This is a genomic window from Ningiella algicola, assembly GCF_028401415.2.
Lineage (GTDB): Bacteria > Pseudomonadota > Gammaproteobacteria > Enterobacterales > Alteromonadaceae > Glaciecola.
This window is the reverse complement of the sequence record NZ_CP171821.2, coordinates 1,945,200-1,961,368: the sequence shown is the minus strand read 5'-3', so window position 1 is coordinate 1,961,368 and position 16,169 is coordinate 1,945,200. Positions and strand designations below refer to the sequence as shown.

General features: G+C 44.5%; 13 protein-coding genes. 7 read left to right on the top strand and 6 right to left on the bottom strand.

Annotation, left to right across the window (positions count from 1 at the left end):
• The first annotated feature begins 164 nt into the window (after window positions 1–164).
• Complete coding sequence (locus PN836_RS08570; protein ID WP_395344827.1) at window positions 165–818, top strand: response regulator transcription factor; 654 nt, start codon at window positions 165–167, stop codon at window positions 816–818.
• On the opposite strand, the gene PN836_RS08565 is transcribed toward PN836_RS08570, so the two are convergent.
• Complete coding sequence (locus tag PN836_RS08565; protein ID WP_395344826.1) at window positions 815–4,279, bottom strand: PAS domain-containing hybrid sensor histidine kinase/response regulator; 3,465 nt, start codon at window positions 4,277–4,279, stop codon at window positions 815–817. The two genes, PN836_RS08570 and PN836_RS08565, sit on opposite strands and share 4 nt — an antisense overlap.
• Before the next feature lie 256 nt (window positions 4,280–4,535).
• On the opposite strand from PN836_RS08565, the gene PN836_RS08560 reads away from it, so the two are divergent.
• The 6 genes from PN836_RS08560 to PN836_RS08535 all read left to right on the top strand — a co-directional run bounded on the left by PN836_RS08560 (window position 4,536) and on the right by PN836_RS08535 (window position 12,412).
• Window positions 4,536–4,802, top strand: a complete 267-nt coding sequence (locus tag PN836_RS08560; RefSeq protein WP_395344825.1) for a DUF4212 domain-containing protein — start codon at window positions 4,536–4,538, stop codon at window positions 4,800–4,802.
• Window positions 4,803–4,804: 2 nt separating this feature from the next.
• Window positions 4,805–6,511: a sodium:solute symporter family protein gene (locus PN836_RS08555; protein ID WP_395344824.1), complete on the top strand. Its 1,707-nt coding sequence runs from the start codon at window positions 4,805–4,807 to the stop codon at window positions 6,509–6,511.
• 462 nt (window positions 6,512–6,973) lie between these two features.
• Window positions 6,974–8,806 (top strand): DUF294 nucleotidyltransferase-like domain-containing protein, encoded by a 1,833-nt coding sequence (locus PN836_RS08550; protein ID WP_395344823.1) that lies wholly within the window; start codon window positions 6,974–6,976, stop codon window positions 8,804–8,806.
• Window positions 8,807–9,496, top strand: coding sequence for an exonuclease domain-containing protein (locus PN836_RS08545; protein ID WP_395344822.1), 690 nt, complete (start codon window positions 8,807–8,809; stop codon window positions 9,494–9,496). It abuts the gene before it with no gap.
• A gap of 20 nt (window positions 9,497–9,516) precedes the next feature.
• On the top strand, window positions 9,517–10,719 hold the full coding sequence (locus tag PN836_RS08540) for a tetratricopeptide repeat protein (protein WP_395344821.1): 1,203 nt from the start codon (window positions 9,517–9,519) through the stop codon (window positions 10,717–10,719).
• A gap of 268 nt (window positions 10,720–10,987) precedes the next feature.
• Window positions 10,988–12,412 carry a TonB-dependent receptor gene (locus PN836_RS08535; RefSeq protein WP_395344820.1) on the top strand — a complete coding sequence of 475 codons (1,425 nt, stop codon included), beginning with the start codon at window positions 10,988–10,990 and terminating at the stop codon, window positions 12,410–12,412.
• 150 nt (window positions 12,413–12,562) lie between these two features.
• On the opposite strand, the gene PN836_RS08530 is transcribed toward PN836_RS08535, so the two are convergent.
• The 5 genes from PN836_RS08530 to udk all read right to left on the bottom strand — a co-directional run bounded on the left by PN836_RS08530 (window position 12,563) and on the right by udk (window position 16,048).
• Window positions 12,563–12,958, bottom strand: coding sequence for a HipA N-terminal domain-containing protein (locus PN836_RS08530; RefSeq protein WP_395344819.1), 396 nt, complete (start codon window positions 12,956–12,958; stop codon window positions 12,563–12,565).
• Window positions 12,948–13,190, bottom strand: coding sequence for a helix-turn-helix domain-containing protein (locus tag PN836_RS08525; protein ID WP_395344818.1), 243 nt, complete (start codon window positions 13,188–13,190; stop codon window positions 12,948–12,950). Before PN836_RS08525 ends, PN836_RS08530 begins: the two co-directional genes overlap by 11 nt.
• Before the next feature lie 108 nt (window positions 13,191–13,298).
• Window positions 13,299–14,138 (bottom strand): 2OG-Fe(II) oxygenase family protein, encoded by an 840-nt coding sequence (locus PN836_RS08520; RefSeq protein WP_395344817.1) that lies wholly within the window; start codon window positions 14,136–14,138, stop codon window positions 13,299–13,301.
• Window positions 14,139–14,203: 65 nt separating this feature from the next.
• On the bottom strand, window positions 14,204–15,415 hold the full coding sequence (locus PN836_RS08515) for a NupC/NupG family nucleoside CNT transporter (RefSeq protein WP_395344816.1): 1,212 nt from the start codon (window positions 15,413–15,415) through the stop codon (window positions 14,204–14,206).
• On the bottom strand, window positions 15,416–16,048 hold the full coding sequence (gene udk / locus PN836_RS08510; protein ID WP_395344815.1) for a uridine kinase: 633 nt from the start codon (window positions 16,046–16,048) through the stop codon (window positions 15,416–15,418).
• Window positions 16,049–16,169: the final 121 nt, after the last annotated feature.

Sequence of the window (16,169 nt, the reverse complement as noted above, 5' to 3'; positions counted from 1 at the left end):
GCGCCTCCTTTTTTGTATGTCTGTGTTATCAAGTAAATAGGCAAACTCTAAGCACTTCCCTAATTGTAAACATATTGTTAAACTCAAAGTAATTGTATATGTTTGTATGCAATGTTAATGCACCAATCTCTTCACTTAATATAGCACTTTAAAAGGAATGGCTCATGGTGACCCTACTGATTGCGGATGATCATCCGCTTTATCGCGATGCCCTCAAAGGCGCATTAAATATGACGTCTCACGAGCTAAATATTTTAGAGTCGGCCGACTTAAATCAGACGGTTGCGGCGCTTGAGTCCAATGAGGTGGATTTGTTGCTTCTTGATTTGCATATGCCCGGAAGCAGTGATTTATTTGGTTTTTTACACATACAAAAAACCTTTTCTGACCTTCCTATTGCGGTGGTATCTGGCACTGAAGACGCAGCCCTTATTTCCAAAATCGTTGGCCTTGGTGCGATGGGTTTTATCCCCAAAACAGCCAGTGCTCATCAAATCAATGATGCAGTAACGAATATGCTTGATGGCGATGTTTGGGTGCCTGAAAAAGTTCGCCAGCAAATTCAAGATGTGGATGAGACCTTTTCTGAGTTGGCGGAAAATGTGGCTAGTTTAACGCCTTCCCAATACAAAGTGCTTTGCTACATGCGCGACGGTCTGTTAAATAAACAAATCGGATACAACCTTGATATTGCCGAGGCAACTGTAAAAGCACATGTAACGGCAATATTTCGTAAGCTTGGCATCAACAACCGCACACAAGCGGTACTGATTGCATCTGAGCTGCAGCTTGAGCCGCCCGCTAAAGAAGAGGTCTAGGCGCGTTTTTGCTTGACCTCAACATGCTTGATAAACTTCGACATACTCTGTATTAGGGTTCTTAGCTTCGCTGGCTTGAGAGGCTTAGACAAATAGTTAACCCCGTTATCGCTGCAAGCCTTCATAAGCTCGTCACCGCGCTGCGCTGTCACCAGACAGGCAGGCAAAATGGTATTGCCCTGTTGACGTATTTTTTCAATTATTTCTAAACCGTCTGGCCCGCGGCCAAGTTGGTAATCGACTAAAAGTATATGCGGCTCGAAGGACCTGGCTGTGTCCACCGCTTTTTCGTAATTCTGAGCAGTCGCAACTTCGATACCCCATTTGCTTAGCAAAGCGTCCATTGCCTCTAAATTCTCTCTTTGATCATCGATACATAAGACTTTTAGTTTACTAAAAACTGATTTGGTCGGCGGGCGAATGACTTTGGGAGCTTCAGGTGCTGGAACTTGTCCAAACTCGATTGTAAAACACGAACCATGACCTTCAACAGACTTCACTCTTACTTGACAATCAAGTTGTTTAGTAAGGCGCTTTACCACTCCCAGGCCTAGGCCGATGCCCTGTTCTTGTGTATGCTCCACTCGATAAAAGTCACTAAAAATGGCGGCTTGTTGTAGCTCTGGAATACCAATACCGGTGTCTCTTAGCTCAATTCGAACGCGCTCTTTGATCACTCTGACAGTCAGCAAGACTTTACCCGTTTGCGTATATTTGACGGCGTTTGAGGCTAAGTTCTGCACAATTCGGTAAAGATAGGTTTTGTCTGCACTGATGAAGCAGTCTTGAATTCGGCTGCGAAATGCTAGCCCCTTTTCTTTGGCCTTCATGCTCATCTCGTTAATAATGGGCGTCAGCATTTCGCGTACATTGAGCGTTTCAATAAAGGGTTTGAGCTCGCCTTGGTCAAGACGAGAAATATCTAAAATGGTGCTGATGAGGCTTTCGCTTGATACCACCGAATCGCTCAATTTTCGGATGGTTTTTTTTAAGTCTTCATCAATATCGGCTTCTTCTAATATCGTTAAGTATAGCTTTGCAGCGTTTAAGGGTTGCAGTACATCGTGACTGGCCAATGCAAGAAAACGCGTTTTACTGGCATTAGCGTCTTCAGCCTCTTTGCGCGCTCTGATTAATTTACTCTCTAGCTGATTGCGACGCTCAATTTCCAGACGAAGCTCTGCGTTAATCGAGTGAACTTCTTCGGTGCGCTTTTCTACTCGCGCAGCAAGGTCTATATTGGATTCTTTTAGTGCCTGCTGTATCTCAACATGGCCTGTAATATCGTGAAAGCTAGTAACAAAACCACCGCCGGGTAGTGGATTACCCACCATTTCAATCACGTGGCCATCGTCTCGTTGACGAGTAAATCGATGTGGCGTGCCATTTCTTAGATGCTCTAAACGTTTTTGTACCTGTAAATCGACTTCACCTGGACCGCAGTCACCTCTTAGCACGTTATGACGGATGAGTGGCTCAATAGAAGCGCCAATTTTTACCAAAGACTCGGGATAGGAGAATAAGTCAATATAACGTTTGTTCCAAGCGACCAGATTAAGGTTTTTATCGACTACGCTAATTCCTTGATCAATGTTTTCAAGAGACGTTAAAAGGGCGCTCATATTAAACTGCATAGCCTGAGTCGTGTCGTCAAAAAAGTCGACTACTTCGGTAATATCAAGCTTCTTGCCCTTTACGACACTGTCGATAAGGGCTTTGGCACTCGATGAACCGATAACGCCACCTAAGGCGCGTTCACAAAACTCGAGCAAGCGTTCGCTGGCTTTATCCTCATTTCGTAGATAGAGCTCGTTCTGTTTTTGGTATTCATCAAACAGCTGTCTACTTCGCTGCTCACCTGTGAAGCGCGCGAGCAGAGTTTCTAAGTCAGCGACTGTGACCTCAAAGGTGGTATCAGATTTTAAATTGCTATTGTAAGTAAAAGGAGAAACGAAGGCTTTTGCTTGAATTCGGTCGATGAGTCGAGGTTTGGAAATGAGTGAAAAACCCACGTAGGCAAAAATGTTTGCAAGCAAGCTTACAATGGCTCCTTGGCTTAAAATATCGTTTTGATAGCTACCAAGTTGTGGCTCCAAGAGCGGAATCACTAAAAACATCAACCAAACACTAAAGCCTGCTAGTAATCCTGCGTACACGCCGTGAGCATGCGCTCTTTGCCAGTATAAGCCTCCTACAATAGCGGGTAAGAGTTGAATGACCAATGAAAAAGCCAGCAAACCAATAGAGGCCAGCGGCGCTTGATGCGCCATTTGCTGCTGATAAGCAAATGCTAAGAGCAGGATAAAGAAAATAACGACGCGACGTATTAACTTGATTCGCCTAACCTTATCCAAGCCTTGAGTAATCCCCCTATCCATGAGTTTGGGCAAAATTACATCGTTAGTTATCATGGTACTTAGGGTTAACGTTGCGACGATGATCATGGCAGTTGCTGCCGATAGCCCGCCTATAAACACAATCATCTGCAAAAGAATTGAGTCAGAAAAAAGGGCGATCCCCATTACATATTCATCCCCAGCAATAGGACGACCATTGATTCCGTTTTCGGCAAATATTGCATTTCCAGCGGTGGCGATGAGCGGAATGGTTAAGGCTATCAGCAGTAAGTAAGCTGAAAAAAACCATCTTGCCTTGCGAATGTGTTCAAGATGTAGGTTATCTATGACGGCAATGTGAAACTGCCGAGGCAAACAGATCACAGCCGCAGCGGCGATAAGCGTTTGCGCCCAAAAATTGAAAGAACCAAAAGCTGACAAGGCCTTGGAGTCGGTATATGCGTTTAAAATGCCAGCGTCTATGTTTGTGCTTTGTGCCTGCCAATACTGATAGCCCACAAAGGCCACTAACCCTAATGCAAGTAATTTGATACACGACTCGAATGCAACTGCCAGCATCAACCCACGGCGATATTGCGTGACGTCAGTATTGCGCGTACCGAAATGCATTGCAAACAAAGCAATAAACAGGCTCGCAATAATAATAATCAGCTGACTATCTTCTTGATTTGTCGTCATTTGAAAGGTGGTGCCAATCGCCTTTAGCTGTAAAGCGATGTAGGGGATAGTCGCGAGTAAGGCAATAATGGTGACCAAAAGTGCAACCACTTGGCGCTTGCCGTATCGTGAACTAATAAAGTCTGCAATAGTGCTGATACGCTGTTTTTTGCTAACGTGTGTGAGTTTATAAATAAAGGAATTAAAAACCACATACACAATGATTGGTCCCAACAGAATGGGCAAATACATCCATTGTTCGTTGCTAGATTGCCCCACTGCTCCAAAAAAGGTCCAAGCGGTACAATAGATGCCTAAAGCGAGACAGTAGACTAAAGGATGAGATGTAAGCCAACGTGCGGTAGGAGAGTTCTTATCGCCCCATTTTGCTATCCAAAAAAGGATGAACAAATACGCTAGAGCCAGCGTGAGCCAACCGATCGACATGTAAATTCCTATACAAGCTTTTAACAAATGCCACTTTACCACAGAACAATCTACTACTAACACCTTAAGACCAAGGTCTCATTTCACCTGCTTATTAAGAAAACTAGAGTGTTTAGCAAGCTAGTAAATATAGGTTTTACAGGCGAGTTGGAAGGGGTTTGTAGCAAGGTTTAGACAAACCCCATTTTCTGAAAAATCTCTAGTTACTAATTTGTAAATAGCAACACACAAACTTCACCTAGTAGAGGACTTAAAGATGAGTTTTAAAAACGAAAACGATCAAAAAGCCTACTGGAAAGAGAATCTCTCAATCCTGTTTAAGCTTTTAGCAGTGTGGTTCGCCGTCTCTTTTGGCGCCGGCATTTTATTTGTAGAGCAACTTAATCAAATTCAATTCTTTGGATTTAAATTAGGCTTTTGGTTTGCTCAACAAGGGGCAATTTATGTATTCGTCGCGTTAATCTTCATTTACATGAAGCTTATGAACGACTTGGATAAAAAATACGGCGTACACGAGGAGTAATCATGAGCGTTCAAGTACTTACATTTTTGATCGTAGGGGCGTCTTTTCTTCTCTACATCGGTATTGCAATCTGGGCCAGAGCTGGCTCTACTACAGACTTCTACGTAGCAGGCGGCGGTGTTCCCCCTGTATTAAACGGTATGGCAACGGCAGCGGATTGGATGTCAGCCGCGTCGTTTATCTCCATGGCGGGGCTAATCTCCTTTATGGGATATGACGGTGCGGTTTATCTAATGGGCTGGACTGGCGGTTACGTGCTACTGGCGCTTTGTTTAGCACCTTACTTACGTAAGTTTGGTAAGTTCACCGTGCCAGACTTTATCGGCGATCGTTACTACTCACAAACCGCTCGCACAGTTGCGGTAATTTGTGCCATCATCGTATGCTTCACGTACGTTATCGGCCAGATGCGTGGTGTTGGCGTGGTATTCTCCCGCTTCTTGGAAGTTGACATTACTACCGGCGTAATTATCGGTATGGGTATCGTTTTCTTCTACACCGTACTTGGCGGCATGAAAGGAATTACGTATACCCAAGTTGCACAATTTTGCGTATTGATTTTCGCTTATCTTGTTCCTGCTGTGTTTATCTCAATGATGGTTACAGGTCACATTTTACCTATGACAGGTTTTGGTGCGACCTTGGCGGATGGCTCTGGTGTTCATCTACTGGATAAGCTAGATGGACTTTCCACCTCGTTAGGCTTTAATGAATACACCTCTGGTTCTAAGAGCATGATTGACGTTTTTGCTATTACCTTTGCGTTGATGGTGGGTACTGCGGGCTTACCTCACGTTATCGTGCGATTCTTTACTGTGCCTAAGGTTGCCGATGCTCGTAAAAGTGCTGGTTGGGCATTGGCGTTTATTGCCTTGCTGTATACCACAGCGCCTGCCTTAGCTGCATTTGCGCGTGTCAATATGATTGAAACTATCAATGGTGTTGAACAAACCGGCACGCCGCTAAGTGAAACACCAGGATGGATTAAAACCTGGAAGGAAACTGGCTTAATTTCGCATGAAGATAAAAATGGCGACGGCAAAATGTTCTACTCGGGCGATGAGCGTAACGAGATGAAGATTGACCGTGACATAATGGTGCTTGCGAATCCTGAGATTGCTGGCTTACCCGCGTGGGTGATTGCGTTGGTGGCAGCCGGAGGGGTAGCGGCTGCGCTGTCGACATCCGCAGGCCTGTTGTTGGTGATATCAACCTCGGTTTCGCACGATTTGTTGAAGAAAACCTTTGCGCCTGACATTAGCGATAAGGGGGAGCTCTTAAGTGCACGAATTGCAGCAGCAGTCGCGATTTGTATTGCCGGATACTTTGGGGTGCACCCACCAGGGTATGTCGCAGCAGTGGTCGCGTTTGCCTTTGGACTAGCCGCATCAAGCTTCTTCCCAGTCATCATTATGGGTATATTCTCCAAGCGTATGAACAACAAAGGGGCAGTTTCGGGCATGATCAGCGGTATTGTATTTACTATGGCTTACATCATCTACTTTAAGTTTGTAAATCCTGAAATGAATACGCCTGAGAACTGGTTCTTTGGTATCTCTCCAGAAGGCATAGGTACGGTAGGAATGCTAGTGAATTTCGCAGTCGCCTTTGTGGTATTCAAAATGACTGATGAAGCACCAAAAGAAATTCAAGATTTAGTAGAAAGCATCCGCTTCCCCAAAGGAGCGGGCGAAGCTTCCGCTCACTAATTTCTTGAAAGGCTAACTACTAGGAACTGTTAATAAGCCCAGCGACTCGCTGGGCTTATTTTTTAATTCAGAGGATGTTTTAAGTGTTTTCAAATACAGGGGGCTTTTCTGCGCAGGAGGGCTATCACAATTTCAAAGTCGCTCTGCGTCATCCCTGACCGCCTCACCAAAGCCGTCCTTGGCTTTGGAGACTTTGAAATTGTGATAGCCCTCCTGCGCAGAAAAGCCCCCTGTATTTGAAAAGTGATGTTTTTGTGGTTGAATCAAAAGCGATGTCTACCTGATTTAGCAACAGGGTATGGAAAGGGAGAGGCACGCCCTGACAAAATCTCCAAAGCCAAGGACGGCTTTGGTGAAGCGGTCAGGACGACGCAAAGCGGTTTTGTCAGGGCGTGCCTCTCCCTTTCCATACCCTGTTGCTAAATCACCCGCAAAATCATCAATCATGCGAAGGGAAATATAATGAGTGCGACTGCACAACAAATAATCGAGTTTTTGCAGCAAGAGGGGCCTTTTGATCAGTTGGATGTTGAGGTTCAAACTGAGATTGCGAAAAACAGTCAGCTGATTTACTTGGCTGCTGAGAATCAGCAAGAGTTGATTGCTCGTCACAAAGATAGTCTTTTTGTGATTCAGAGCGGGCAGTTTGCAGTGACCGATTGTACTGGGCCAATTAAGCACTTAAGTGACGGCGATTACTTTGGCTATGCGCGCCTTATCGACAAGGTGGATTATGACATTACTGTCATTGTTGATAGCCCGGGGCTTGTGTTGTGTATTCCAAAAAATGCGTTTTTTGCCTGTATGGAAAATCCAGTATTTGCTCAATTTTTTACAGCGTCCAAAGATGAATGTTTGCAAAATACAGCTGTGGATGACTCAAATTCCATGTGGTTGCACAAGCCACTGCATGAAGTAATTAGCAAAGCGCCAATCAGCATCAGCCCGAATGAATCTATCCAATCAGCCGCAAAGCTGATGAGCGAACATCGAGTTTCCTCACTGTTGATTATGGATAATGATGCGCTCATTGGCATAGTGACTGACAAAGACCTACGTAATCGCGTAATTGCGCCGGGTCTTAGTATCGAGCTTCCCATAAAGCAAATCATGACGGAAAACCCAGCCTATTTGACCAAAAACAAGACTATTTTTGACGCAATAGGCGCGATGTCGCAATACGGCATAAATCACCTTCCTGTGCTTGACGCTGCGACCAATCTAGCGGTGGGCATGGTGAGTAATACCGACGTGTCCAAGCAACAGCGAACCAACGTGCTGTTTGTCATTAGCGACCTTTCTAAATCATCAGATTTAGACCAATTAGTTTCAAAGGCATGGCAAATTCCCCAGTATCTGGCGTCGTCTGCTAAGCGGGCCGGAGACTTTGACATAGCTGGCAAGGTTTTATCCCAAGCCACCGACATCATGACACGCAAATTGATCACCTTCTTTCAACAAGACAATGGCCATGCGCCTATGGCGTATTGCTGGTTGGTATATGGTTCCCAAGCGCGTGAGGACCAAACAATGGGTTCCGATCAAGACAATGCGCTCTTGCTCGAAAGAGATCCCAATCAAGAGGAGGCCGACTATTTTGAAGCGATGGCTGAATATGTTTGCCAAGGCTTAGGTAAATGCGGAATAAAGCTGTGCGATGGTAACATTATGGCGAGTAACCCCAAGCTACGACTGTCGCTCGATGCCGCGGTTGAAGAAGCCCAGAGGTGGGTGAAAAGTCCTACTGGGCAGGCGATTTTGGAGTTCAATATATTTTTAGATGCAAGAGCGGCCGCCGGAGATACCAGTTTATTTGATGAGCTTCAAAAAAGACGCAAGCCTCTGCTGAAACAAGCCATGTTTCTGGCTGCGCTAGCGCGAAGCAGCAATGAAACGAGTGTGCCCCTTTCTATGTTTCAAAAGTTCGTTTATGTAAAAAAAGCACAATACAAAGACAGCATTGACCTTAAAACCTCCGCAGTGGCGATTATCAATAATCTGGTTAGGCTTTATGCCTTGAGTGTGGGTATCACTGTGCCGGGAACCGTTGCAAGGCTTAAGAATCTGACAATGGAATCTGGCCTCTCGGATAAAGACCGTAAAAACCTTATCGATATTTGGCTGTTTTTGAATCGACTGCGCTGGCGTCATCAGTTGAATAATGACGTGCAAGATAATTTAGTGCGAGTCAGCGATTTGTCTTCCATTGAAAAGCATCAGCTTAAAGCAGCTTTTCAAGCCATCCACCGCTCACAACAAGCGGCTGTGCTTAAGTTTTCAGGGGGCATTGGTTAAATGCTTCACTCAGCGCTCGAATTTGCGAAAAAGGTGCTTTTGGGGCAACACCCCATTGCGGAGCAATTTAAGCATGTGCGCTACCCCGAGCTACCTTTATTGTCAGTAGATTTAGAATTGACTGATTTGGATACCTCGGTTGCCAAAGTTACGTCTATTGGCTGGGTAATGGGGAAAAATTTTGAGGTGGATTTGAGCAGTGCGCAATATAACGTGATACGAGCAAGTGGGGATTTAAAACAAAGTCCAGTTATTCATGGATTAACTGCAAAAGATATTGCAGGCGGCTGTCATATTCGAGAAATGCTAGAAGACTTAAGGGGCTATGTGCAAAGCCATGCATGGGTGTTGCACAATGCAGCACTCGATATGCGGGTGCTTGATAAACTGTGGCGCTTACTTGACCTCAAGCCATGCACTATCACCACTATCGACACTATGCTTCTTGAGGTATATGCTTGCGAGAAGACCCAAGGATTTGTGCCAAGCGGCGGTGTTACCTTAGGGAGCTCTCGAGAGCACTATGAACTAGCGTCAACACCTCTTCATAATGCTCTAGACGATGCACTAGCGACACTTACACTTTTGTTTGCGCAACTATATGCTTTGAATAAACTGGGGCATATGAATTTGATGGAACTGTCGCACACTCGTGCAATCAAATCGTATACCTTGGGCGAAGTTAAGTAAGCGTTCTTAAGGAGGCGAATATGTCCGCAAAGCTAATCTTGTTGAGCCGAATGTCTTTTCTAGTGCTCATTGTGAGTTTCGTCTCTGCTTGTTACAGCACGCATGACATTACATTCGAACAAAATGTCAAAGACGCTGAATACTTATTTAAAGATGAGGCTTTCCCAGCGTCAAAACACTACGATATAGAAACACCTGAATCGATTTTTGCCTTGAGCGACGAGGCTAAGACATTCGTTGATGCATCTTTTGATATTCACGATACTCAAGAGCAACGCATGTTCACGCTGATGCAGCGCATTCTTGATATTTCGTCCTTCGATTTACTCTATCGCGCTGACGCCAACACCCCAGCGAGCGAAACCTTCGAAAATCGCGCGGCAAACTGCTTGTCGTTAACGATAATGACCTACGCGATGGCGCGACATGCAGGACTAAACACTCGGTTTCAGCAAGTTGATATTCCGGAATTTTGGACTCGGCGTGAGGGCTATTCCTTGCTTAACGGCCATATTAATATTCGCATGTTTCCTGCTGATTATCAGCAGGCGGGTATCACCTTGTTCCGTCGCGATTATGTCGTTGATTTTGATCCACAAGACGGTCGCAATAACTTCAGAACAAGAAACGTGAGCAAAGAACGCATTGTAGCAATGTATTATAACAACATTGGGGCGGAGCTGATTCTTGATGGAGAGCTATCTAAAGCCTACGCGTATTTGCGCGCAGCGCTTTCGATAGATGCTGGCTATGAGGGTGCCTTACTCAATCTTGGTTTTGTGTATCGCCAAGTTCAAGAGTATGGTCATGCTGAAATGGCATATAAAGCTGCATTGGAGTTAGATGAAGATTACCTTACTGCATGGGAAAATCTCGCAGCCTTATACGAGGCGACGGAGCGTGTAGAACAAGCGAATGATATATATGCCAGGCTTGAGAAGGAGAGACGAAGCAATCCTTATTACCACATGATGCTGGCCGAAGTGGCACTTGATGAACAAAACTACGAAGACAGTATCGCTCATTTTAAACGCGCTATCAGTCTTGATGACGAAGTGCATCAGTTTTATTCGGGCCTTGCGCAAGTTTACCTTAATCAGGGGAATATTGACCAAACTACTCGTTATTTGACCGTAGCAAAACGCAAGGCGGGCAAAACGCAAATGTCGCAACGCTATGGTGAGAAATTGTCTATGCTGGCGAATTTGCAAACTCGGCAGTAGCTTCCATCTTGATTTTTACCCTAGCCTTAGCAGGTGGGATGCGCCATGACAAAACCGTTATGCGTCATCCATGACCGCTTCGCCAAAGCCGTCCTTGGCTTTGGAGATTTTGTCATGGCGCATCCCACCTGCTAAGGCTAGGGTAAAAATCAAAATCAAAAGACTCTAGACTTTTCCAGCGCTTAGTCGATATATTACTCATCACTTACCAAAATGCTCTTACAATCGTTTTCAAGAGCCACAAGTTGCTTAACACTCTGGAAATTTTATGGAACACAAAAATGTGAGCTCACGCTCGACTTCACAAAAAGCACTTCGAGTTAACTTGGACGAAAAAAAGTATGGCACTATCGTTGAGATAGGTGCAGGGCAAGAGGTTGCGCGCCAGTTTTTCTTGGCGGGCGCTGCCGCCGGTACCATTGCGAAAACTATGTCGGCATATGACATGAAGTTTTCAGACGCCATTTATGGTGTTCAAAATGACGGTCGCTACGTTAGTAAATCGCGCGTAAAAGCGATGATGCAACAAGAGCTCGACTTGGTGGTGGAACGGGTTAGTGAAGTACGTTCGCGCTCTTCGCGTTACTTTGCCTATGCCGCAACGGTAGCCGCTAAGAGTTTTGGACGCCAAAACGAGTGCCATGCGTGGTGCGGTATTCGCATCCAGATGTACCCAGGCGCAGAACCGTCAAATATTAAAGTACACGTGCGAATGCACGATGACAACGCAGAAGCGCAACAGCAAGCCTTGGGCGTACTGGGCGTGAACTTAATTTACGCCGCCTACTATTATTTCGAAAACCCCAAGATGATTATCGATTCCTTAACCGATAGCATCAAACCTGGAAGGATTGAAATAGACTCAATTGAGTTTATCGGTCCCTATTTTGAAGATATCGACAATCGCGCTATCAATTTGCACTTGATTCGCAGCTGGAAAACACGGGCGATTATGTTTAGGCCAGACGGCAGCATTTGTGTGCCCGCCGACATGCTTTACAAAAAGAATGTGCTGACAATTCGCGGCTCCTTTAGGCCGGTTACTAATCTAAACTTGGATATGATTGAGCAGGGCAAGAAAGCGTTTTTTGAACAACAAGGTGTTGATGAAAAAAACACGGTGGTTATTGCAGAGATATCTCTCAACGACGCAAAAGGTAACGATATTCATGCGCCTGAAGAAGATTTGGTTCAGCGCGTTCAGCTGCTCAATGCGCTTGGCTACAACGTCATGATTTCGGACTACACACGCTATTTTAAGCTGCGTGAATATTTCCGCCAATACACTAAAATGGAAATTGGCATTGTGGTGGGTATGATCAATCTTAAGCAAATTTTTGATGAAGACTCATATCGCGGTGTAGAAGGCGGGATTCTTGAAGGCTTCGGTAAACTCTTCCCAGATAATACGCGCTTGTTCATTTACCCTGAACTGAATGCTGAGGGTGAGCTTAGAGACTTCTCTCACATGAAAGTGCAGGAACACCTGAGGTTCTTGTATCGTCATTTACTTGAAAACGACTTCTTGACAGGCATCGACACCTCTAACAAGTCACTATTTAAAATATATTCAAGAGAAGTTTTAAAACAATTAAAGGCTGGCAGAGGCAAGTGGGAAAAAGACGTTCCTCAGCTGGTTGCTGAGCAAATTGTTGAGCATGGCTTTTTTGGGTTTAAAAAAAAGCGAAGGTAGGCTAATGAATGTGTATTCTAGAAGTCTTAAAGGTGCTTACACGAGCTGATATGTAGACTAATTTAGCGCGTATTTGATAATGTGAGCAATGTGCCTTAATAGGGCGTGTTCTCGTTCGCTGCCAGTTTGAATTAGTTTCTCATCAATTAACTATAAACCCTTCTCAAAGGCCTCAACGCACTCATCGAACGCTAGTTGAGCATGCTTTTTAGATAGTTCAGGCTCACTTTCTTGAATATTTCCTGAATAGCTGATTCGCCCGTCTACACTGGTGCTGAGAATATGTAGGAGCCCTAAATCGTCAGTTCGAGTGATCTTTGCAAAGTGCTTTTTAATGACTGAAAGTAAATACCCTTCGGGCAAATGCATTTCAAAAATTGGCAGTAATTTGCTGTGCGAATATTCTTGCTTTCGGACAGGCATTGTCAGTGATACAAAGTGTTCACAAGTTACATTATCGCTGTAGCGAAAAATTGTGTGGTTGTTTTCTTCAAAAAGTTGACCACTGTCATACCCCATAACGTTTACACAAAGTTTACCGAGCATCGCGAAGTTCCTCAAAAGTCATGAACGGAGACTTGTCTCTGATGCTAAACTCCTTACCGACATAATTAAGAATATGAGACAGTTTTACATAACCGATATCGCCACAGCGACCATTTTCCAACGCGCTTATTGTAGCGCGTGATATAGCCAAATCGGTGGACATTTGTTGTTGGGAAACATTTCGCTCTTTTCGCAAGCGGGTAATTTCTTTACCTAGTGATTCTAAGGTCATAACGCGCTAATTATGTCTAATATATTAGACATAATTACCTATGCAGTCACAAGTGTAAAGTATTTTATTCAATTTGCTCGTGATAATATTCTTAGTTTTGCTCTAGTATCAAACAACACCAAGCTCTCTCAAGCGTTCTCTTAAGTAGCTGTCAGCAGTATATTTGTCTGACAATACGACCGCTGGACGTGGGTGCAAGAATAATGGAAGCGATATTCTCGCTCTGCTTGTATCGGCTCCCTCAGGGTTAATCACTCTATGCGTTGTTGATGGGAAGTAGTGTCCAGAGGCCTCTTGAAGCATATCGCCTATGTTGACGATCAAATTACCAAAATCGCAGGGCACGTCTAACCACGAGCCGTCTTTCGCTTTGACTTGTAAACCAGGCTCATTTGCGGCGGGAAGTAAGGTAATTAAGTTGATATCCTCATGGGCAGCCGCGCGGATAGCATCGGGTTCCTCGTCACCTTTCAGCGGCGGGTAGTGTAATATACGCAGCAAAGTTTGCTCGCTGTCCTTGACCATGTTTGAAAGCGGTTCGCGATAGTGTTGACTGACTTCTTCAGGAGACTCAGCTTCAATCCAGTTTAAGAGTTCGCGCGCCAACTCCAAAGTGCTTTGATAATACTCGTGAATCTCTTGTTTGAGACTGTCTGGGCATTTGCCCCAAGGATAATAGTGGTAATACTCCTTAATGTCCTTTTTCTTAAAACCTTTGGCAACCTCAGAGACTGATTGCGGAAAGAAGCCATCTTGAGTGTCTTTACTATAAACAAAAGCCTCTTTGTCATCGGAATTAAAAAATGCCTCCCAATGCGCATAAATATCGCTTACACGCTCTTTTGAGATTGGATGGTTTTTTAATACGCCAAAACCCGTTTGGCGAAGTGATTCAACAAAGTCTTTTGCAGCAGTAGGGGATTGGTAGTCAACCGCTTCTAATTTCATGTTATGTCCGTTTTTCTAAATTTCTGTATTCAAATCAATGTTTTTCTATCGTCTATTTGGTTTTGCTAAGCAAGTGAAATAAACAAGCCTGCAAGCGCGGCGCTCATCAAATTGGCTAAAGTAGCAGCGAACACTGCCTTTAGGCCTAAGCGTGCGATATCGTGACGCCTATTTGGGGCAATTGCGCCAATGCCGCCCATTAAAATGGCAATGGAGCTTAAGTTTGCAAACCCGCAAAGTGCAAAGGTTACAATCGCTTGTGTTTGAGGAGATAGCTGGTCAATGTACGTGACAAAATTTGAGTAAGCGACAAACTCATTAACAACGACTTTTTGCCCAATAAAACTGCCTGCTAGCTGCGCTTCATCCCATGGCACACCAATAAGCCATGCAACGGGTTGAAAAACAAGGCCAAGCAAATATTCAATGGTCAAGCCTTCATACCCTACATAACTACCTGCGGCCCCCAAAATACCGTTTAACATGGCAATCAGCGCAATAAAAGCAAGTAGCATCGCACCCACATTAACTGCGAGTTTCATGCCTGCAGCTGCGCCACTTGCAGCTGCGTCGAGCACATTAGCATAATCGTCAGTGTCTGATTTGACATCGGTCAAGGTTTGATTGGGTGTTTCGGTTTCAGGCTCAATAAGCTTTGCCATTAATAAGCCACCGGGCGCTGCCATAAAGCTGGCGGCTAATAAGTATTTAAGCTCAACCCCTAAACCAGCATAACCGGCCATAATTGAGCCGGCGATTGAGGCCAGTCCGCCAACCATGACTGCAAACAGCTCAGAGCGTGTCATTTGAGGAATAAAAGGTTTAATAATGAGAGGCGCTTCGGTTTGCCCCACAAAAATATTGGCTGCAGCTGACATTGATTCTGGGCGACTTGTGTTTAATAGCTTACGCAAGCCACCGCCGATAATACGGATAACAAAGCTCATCACGCCTAAATGATACAAAACAGCAATGAGTGAAGAGAAGAATATGATCACTGGAAGAACATTGAAGGCAAATATAAAGCCTAAGGACATATTGCCAATTGGCCCAAAGACAAACTCAATCCCTTGACGCGAGTAATCAATAATATTGGCAACAAAACCCGTGATGCTCAGCAACACGCCAATGCCCACGTCAGAATACAAGATAAATGCGCCAATTAGCACCTGTAGAGCAAAGGCCCCGCCAACGGTGCGCCAATTGATTTTTGTTCGTGCTTTACTAATAAGAATGGCAACGCCAAGTAAAAACAATACGCCTAAAATACTGACCATCTACGTTAAATCCATCTTGTTGTTTGATAGGTAGGTACTAACCACATCCACTGCCAAGTAGTTTTCGCCGCCATGAGGAACAATGAGATCAGCGAAGGTTTTGCTTGGCTCGATGAACTTGTGGTACATCGGCTTTACTGTGGTTTCATACTGGATTGCCACCGATTCCATGCTTCTGCCACGCTCTTGAGTGTCTCTTAACATTCTGCGCATTAGGCATACATCTAACGCGGTATCTACAAACACCTTTAAGTCAAAGTGATCGAATAAGTGAATTTGCGTCAGTAGCATGATCCCTTCGATGATGATGACCGGCGCAGCCTCTACCTTTTCCACTTCTTTTAATCGAGTGTGCGTTTTATAGCAGTACGATGGGTATTCGATAGTTTTGAAGCTGCGCAAGGATTGTAGATGTTGAGAGAGTAGGTCGTGCTCAAATGCGTCTGGATGGTCGTAATTGGTTTCGCTACGTTTTTCTAAGGGGACATGATCCTGCGACTTATAATAATGGTCTTCTTGAAGCACTAGCACCGTTTGCCCGTTTTGACTGAGTTTAAGTGCAAGGTTTTGCGTGAATAAAGATTTGCCTGAGCCAGAGGCACCGGAGATAGCAATTACAATAGGCTGTTTCATGTTATTAGAAGGGCATAAATAGTTTGCGCAACTGTACAACGTGAACTAAATTCATTCAATCAAAAGCGTGATTTTGTCAATTGTTAATAAAATTAACAAAATGCGCCGAAAGCGTGCAATT

Bases quoted from the DNA above. Each gene is read 5' to 3' on its own strand.
- PN836_RS08515 (WP_395344816.1), bottom strand. From the start codon at position 15,415: ATGGTCAGTATTTTAGGCGTATTGTTTTTACTTGGCGTTGCCATTCTT.
- PN836_RS08530 (WP_395344819.1), bottom strand. From the start codon at position 12,958: ATGCTCGGTAAACTTTGTGTAAACGTTATGGGGTATGACAGTGGTCAA.
- udk (WP_395344815.1), bottom strand. From the start codon at position 16,048: ATGAAACAGCCTATTGTAATTGCTATCTCCGGTGCCTCTGGCTCAGGC.
- PN836_RS08570 (WP_395344827.1), top strand. From the start codon at position 165: ATGGTGACCCTACTGATTGCGGATGATCATCCGCTTTATCGCGATGCC.
- PN836_RS08520 (WP_395344817.1), bottom strand. From the start codon at position 14,138: ATGAAATTAGAAGCGGTTGACTACCAATCCCCTACTGCTGCAAAAGAC.
- PN836_RS08560 (WP_395344825.1), top strand. From the start codon at position 4,536: ATGAGTTTTAAAAACGAAAACGATCAAAAAGCCTACTGGAAAGAGAAT.
- PN836_RS08565 (WP_395344826.1), bottom strand. From the start codon at position 4,279: ATGTCGATCGGTTGGCTCACGCTGGCTCTAGCGTATTTGTTCATCCTT.
- PN836_RS08540 (WP_395344821.1), top strand. From the start codon at position 9,517: ATGTCCGCAAAGCTAATCTTGTTGAGCCGAATGTCTTTTCTAGTGCTC.
- PN836_RS08550 (WP_395344823.1), top strand. From the start codon at position 6,974: ATGAGTGCGACTGCACAACAAATAATCGAGTTTTTGCAGCAAGAGGGG.
- PN836_RS08535 (WP_395344820.1), top strand. From the start codon at position 10,988: ATGGAACACAAAAATGTGAGCTCACGCTCGACTTCACAAAAAGCACTT.
- PN836_RS08555 (WP_395344824.1), top strand. From the start codon at position 4,805: ATGAGCGTTCAAGTACTTACATTTTTGATCGTAGGGGCGTCTTTTCTT.
- PN836_RS08545 (WP_395344822.1), top strand. From the start codon at position 8,807: ATGCTTCACTCAGCGCTCGAATTTGCGAAAAAGGTGCTTTTGGGGCAA.
- PN836_RS08525 (WP_395344818.1), bottom strand. From the start codon at position 13,190: ATGACCTTAGAATCACTAGGTAAAGAAATTACCCGCTTGCGAAAAGAG.